The sequence below is a fragment of the Pseudonocardia pini genome, assembly GCF_013870575.1.
In the GTDB taxonomy this organism is placed as follows: Bacteria; Actinomycetota; Actinomycetes; order Mycobacteriales; family Pseudonocardiaceae; genus Pseudonocardia; species Pseudonocardia pini.
The window spans coordinates 1-4,223 of the sequence record NZ_JACBXB010000488.1 but is presented as its reverse complement, the minus strand read 5'-3'; the positions used below and the strand labels follow the sequence as shown (position 1 = coordinate 4,223).

Genomic DNA, 4,223 nt, shown 5'->3' with positions numbered 1-4,223 from the left:
GACCGGCACCTTCTTGATCTTCTGGCACAGGTCCAGCACGGCGCCCAGCAGTGCGGCGGGGACGAGGTCGGCGGTCGAGAGGCCGCTGCCGTCGACCATCCGCGCGCCGGTGACGTCGAAACCCGCCTGGGCGAGCGCGGCGAGGACCGCCGCCGAGGAGCCGGCGAAGGAGGGATCGGCCTTGCGCGAGACGGCGACGGTGCGCGCCAGGCTCTCGGCGAGCACGTTGTCCGAGGTGGTCATCAGGTGCTCGACCAGCGAGGACACCGGCGCCGAGGCGACCCGGCCGAGCTCCTTCGCGTCGGGCGGCGCGACGCCCTTGGTGACCTGCGCGGCGCCGAGCTTGTCCGCGAAGGCCTTCCCGGCCTGCGTCGCCGGGTCGGTCACCCGGGGGCCGTCCTGCAGGCTCGGGTCCTGCCTGCCGCCGTCGACCATCAGCGGGACCATCGGCGCCACGAACCCGCCGGGCACGTCCACCGGGTCCCAACCCTCGGCGAGGAGCGGCCCGGTCCAGGCGCTCGTGTCCACCACGACGGAGGTGATCCGCTGGTCGGGCAGCGACTTCCGGACCGCGGCGACCAGCTCGTCGAGCCGGGCGGGGTCGGGGTAGGTGCCGGTCCGGCCGACGGGCAGCGCGGTCAGCGTGGGGTCCCCGCCGCCGACCAGGACGACCTGCCCGGGCTGGGCGCCCGCGACGACCCTGGTGGCGAGCCGGTCCGTCGGGTCGAGGGTCAGCAGCGTGGCGGCGGCCGTCAGCAGCTTGCCGGTACTCCCCGGAACGAGAGGCTTCTCCGGTGATTGCTGCCACAGTGGCGAGGCACCGCGCGGCGCCGCCGGGTCCACGACGATCGCGGAGAAGTCCCCCAGCGCCGAGGAACCGGCGAGCGGGTCGAGCACCGAGCCGAGCCCCGCGGCGCTCGGCGTGGGGGCCGTGGCGGGCAGTGCGGCGAGCTCCGGGACCGGCACGTCGAGAGCCTTCTCCGGCACCGCGACGGAACGCAATCCCAAGTCCGACAACACGTTCGGCGCCGTGAGCGCCACCGTCCCACCGCCTGCGGCGGCCAGCGCCACCACCACGAGGACGACGAGCACGACGCGTCCCGGGCGCGTGGGCAGTCGCAGTGTGTCGCCGATCCGGCGGCCCAGGCCCACCGCTCCACCGTCCTTCCGGTCCAGACAGATGAGGACCAGCCGGTCACGACCGGCCGGACGCGGTCCCCCACACTAGAGGTAGGTGCCGCGCCCCTCGGCGCGGCCTGCTTGCACCAGACAGCTCGGACCGACCAGAGGAGCACCCGTGGAGTTCGACGTTCTCATCGAGATCCCCAAGGGCGGCCGCAACAAGTACGAGGTGGACCACAAGACGGGCAGGCTCCGCCTGGACCGCACGCTGTTCACCGCGACCCAGTACCCCGCGGACTACGGCTTCATCGAGGACACCCTCGGCGAGGACGGGGACCCGCTCGACGCGCTGGTGCTCATCCAGGAGCCCACCTTCCCCGGCTGCCTGGTGCGCTCCCGCGCGATCGGGATGTTCCGGATGAAGGACGAGAAGGGCGGGGACGACAAGGTCCTCTGCGTGCCCGCGGACGACCCGCGCCAGGAGCACCTGCGCGACATCCACCACCTGCCCGAGTTCGACCGGGCGGAGATCCAGCACTTCTTCGAGATCTACAAGACCCTCGAGCCGGGCAAGAGCGTCGAGGGTGCCGCCTGGGTCGGCCGGGCGGACGCCGAGCGGGAGATCGTCAGCTCGCGCAAGCGTGAGCAGGACCGCCTCGCGGCGGAGGCCGAGCAGGCCGAGGGCGAGGACGGGCACTGAGCCCTGTCCGGGCGGGCGGGGCTCAGCGCCCCGTCCAGTAGTCCTCCATGGACGTGGTGAAGCGGCCGAGGAGGCGGGTCAACGTGGCCCGCTCCTCGGCGGGCCAGTCCGCCAGCATCGTGGCGATCCGCTCGGTGCGCGCCCTGCGGTTCTCCTCGAAGACCCGCGCGCCCTCCTCGGTCGCGGCGATGAGCGAGGCCCTGCCGTCGTCGGGGTCCGGTGTCCGCGCCACGTAGCCCAGCCGCACGAGGTGCGCGAGCTGCCTGCTGACCGTCGAGGGATCGGAGTGCACCGCCTCGGCGAGCGCACCCGGCCTGCGGGGCCCGTCCTTCACCAGGTGCACGAGCAGCAGGTAGGCGGCCCGGTCCACGGCGTCCGGGTGCGCGGCCTGGTGCTGCGACTGCAGCCGGTCGACCAGCCGGAACAGGCGGGCGAGCTGGGTGCCCAGCTCGTCCGCCTGGTCCGTGTGGTCCGCCACGGGTGGGCTCACACGCGTTCGAAGAGCGCGGCCAGGCCCTGCCCGCCGCCGATGCACATCGTCTCCACGCCGTAACGGGCGTCGCGGCGCACCATCTCCCGAGCCAGCGTGGCCAGGATCCGCCCACCGGTCGCACCGACCGGATGACCCAGCGAGATCCCCGACCCGTGCACGTTCAACCGGTCGAAGTCCGACGGCGTGAACCCCCACTCCCGCGTACACGCCAACACCTGCGCCGCGAACGCCTCGTTCAGCTCGACCAGATCGACGTCCTTCAACGCGACCTCGGCCGCGTCGAGGGCCTTCGCCACGGCCGGGACCGGGCCGATGCCCATCGTCCTCGGCGCCACCCCACCCACACCCCAGGACACCAGCCTCACCAACGGACGCAACCCCAGCTCCGCGGCCCTCTCCGGCGAGGTGACGACACAGACCGCCGCACCGTCGTTCTGCCCCGACGCGTTTCCCGCGGTCACCGTGGCCTCCGGGTCCTGCCTGCCCAGGATCGGACGCAGCCTCGCCAAGGTCTCCACCGACGAGTCCGGCCGGATGTGCTCATCGGCCTCGACCACGGTGTCACCCCGACGACCGGGCACCGTCACCGGCACGATCTCCTCGGCGAACACACCCGCGGCCTGCGCCGCCGCCGCCCGCAGGTGCGACCGCACCGCGAACTCGTCCTGCTCCTCACGCGGGATCGAGTACTCAGCCCGCAGGTTCTCCGCCGTCTCGATCATCCCGCCCGGCACCGGATAGTGGTCCCCACCCGCGGTGACCCGCCCACGAGCCAACGAGTCGTGCAACATCACCCCGGGACCCGCCTTGGCGCCCCACCGCATCGACGTCGAGTAGAACGCGGCGTTCGACATCGACTCCGCCCCACCGGCCAGCACGACCTCCGAGGCACCGGTCTGCACCTGCATCGCCGCGTAGAGCACCGCCTGCAGGCCGGAGCCGCAACGCCGGTCGATCTGCAGCCCGCCCGCGGTGATCGGGATCCCGGCGTCGAGCGCCGCCACCCGACCCAGCGCCGGGGAGTCCATCGTGGGATAACAGTTGCCCAACAGCACGTCGTCGACCGACTCCGGCGGCAACCCCGTCCGCTCCACCAGCGCCCTGATCACCGTCGCCGCCAAGGTCTTGACCGGCACGTCCCGCAACGACCCGCCGAACCCACCCACGGGGGTCCGGATCGGCTCGCAGATCACCGCGTCGCGCATCGCGATCCTCGTCTCACACGTACTGGCGGGTCAGCCACTCGGCGACCAGGGCGGGGCGCTCGGCCCCCTCGAGCTCGACCGTGATCGAGGTGGTGAGCTGCACCGCGCCGTCCTTGGTCCGCTCGACGTTCGCGAGCGTGACCTGGGCCCGGACCCTGCTGCCGACCGGGACGGGGGAGGTGAACCGGACCTTGTTGAGGCCGTAGTTGATGCCCATCCGGGTGCCGTCGATCTTGTACACCTGGCCCACCAGCACGGGGAGCAGCGACAGCGTGAGGAAGCCGTGGGCGATCGTGCCGCCGAACGGGCCCTGCGCCGCACGTTCGGGGTCGACGTGGATCCACTGGTGGTCGCCGGTGGCCTCGGCGAACTGGTCGACGTGCTTCTGCTCGACCGTGACCCAGTCCGAGGTGCCGAGGTGCTCCCCCGCCAGCCCGCTGATCTCGTCCACACCGTTGAAGACGCGCATGTCCGCCCTTTCCTCTGCTGTCGGTCCGGTCACCCTGCCACATCGGAGGGGCCGGGCCCGGGGGTCCGTGGGGGATCCCACGCCGCCCCCGCTCAGCGGACGAAGGCGCCGCGGAACTCCAGCCTGACCGGCAGGTCCCGGGGCTCCGCGGAGCCGGGGGCGGCGACCACGGCGTGCAGACCGATCTCGATCCGACGGCCGGGCAGCGGACGCATCCGGAAGACCCCCTGGACG

5 protein-coding genes are annotated in these 4,223 nt (G+C 72.8%); 1 reads left to right on the top strand and 4 read right to left on the bottom strand.

The window, feature by feature from the left end; genetic code table 11:
- Positions 1 to 1,152, bottom strand: a 1,152-nt coding sequence (locus H5J29_RS23000) for a D-alanyl-D-alanine carboxypeptidase (RefSeq protein WP_181783120.1), incomplete at its 3' end; no start/stop codon positions are given.
- Between the two features lie 145 nt (positions 1,153 to 1,297).
- On the opposite strand from H5J29_RS23000, the gene H5J29_RS22995 reads away from it, so the two are divergent.
- The gene (locus H5J29_RS22995) at positions 1,298 to 1,822 is read left to right on the top strand and encodes an inorganic diphosphatase (RefSeq protein WP_181783119.1); all 525 of its coding nucleotides are present in this window, start codon (positions 1,298 to 1,300) and stop codon (positions 1,820 to 1,822) included.
- A 22-nt stretch (positions 1,823 to 1,844) separates the two neighbouring features.
- Here H5J29_RS22995 and H5J29_RS22990 read toward each other — a convergent pair whose 3' ends face one another.
- The 3 genes from H5J29_RS22990 to H5J29_RS22980 are packed head-to-tail and all read right to left on the bottom strand — an operon-like array spanning position 1,845 to position 3,989.
- Positions 1,845 to 2,300, bottom strand: coding sequence for a MarR family winged helix-turn-helix transcriptional regulator (locus tag H5J29_RS22990; RefSeq protein ID WP_312858365.1), 456 nt, complete (start codon positions 2,298 to 2,300; stop codon positions 1,845 to 1,847).
- 8 nt (positions 2,301 to 2,308) lie between these two features.
- Positions 2,309 to 3,520 carry an acetyl-CoA C-acetyltransferase gene (locus tag H5J29_RS22985; RefSeq protein ID WP_181783117.1) on the bottom strand — a complete coding sequence of 404 codons (1,212 nt, stop codon included), beginning with the start codon at positions 3,518 to 3,520 and terminating at the stop codon, positions 2,309 to 2,311.
- Positions 3,521 to 3,533: 13 nt separating this feature from the next.
- Positions 3,534 to 3,989: a MaoC family dehydratase gene (locus H5J29_RS22980; RefSeq protein WP_181783116.1), complete on the bottom strand. Its 456-nt coding sequence runs from the start codon at positions 3,987 to 3,989 to the stop codon at positions 3,534 to 3,536.
- Between the last annotated feature and the right edge of the window lie 234 nt (positions 3,990 to 4,223).